1 protein-coding gene is annotated in these 322 nt (G+C 49.7%); it reads left to right on the forward strand.

Going from position 1 to position 322, the window contains the following annotated elements:
- The coding region (locus HMPREF2661_RS08135; RefSeq protein WP_141759994.1) for an IS1595 family transposase at positions 1 to 322 on the forward strand (322 nt) is incomplete at both ends.

The following is a 322-nucleotide window of genomic DNA, read 5'->3' on the forward strand; positions in this document are numbered from 1 at the left end:
GTCATCAGCCATCATTTGGCCTTGGCTGCCGATGAGGTTTTTGAGGGCCCTGTCGAGTTGGACGAAAGCTATTTCGGCGGACGGCGTAAAGGCAGACGTGGTCGCGGTGCGGCAGGAAAAGTGGTTGTCTTCGGCATCCTGAAACGCAACGGACGGGTCTATACCGTTGTGGTGGATAATGCCAAGTCTGAAACGTTACTCCCTGTAATCAAAAAGAAAATCATGCCGGACAGTATTGTTTATACCGATAGTCTGAGCAGCTACGACAAGTTAGACGTGAGCGGTTTCATCCATTACCGTATCAACCATTCCAAGGAATTTG

Source organism: Neisseria sp. HMSC061B04 (assembly GCF_001836705.1).
Lineage (GTDB): Bacteria > Pseudomonadota > Gammaproteobacteria > Burkholderiales > Neisseriaceae > Neisseria.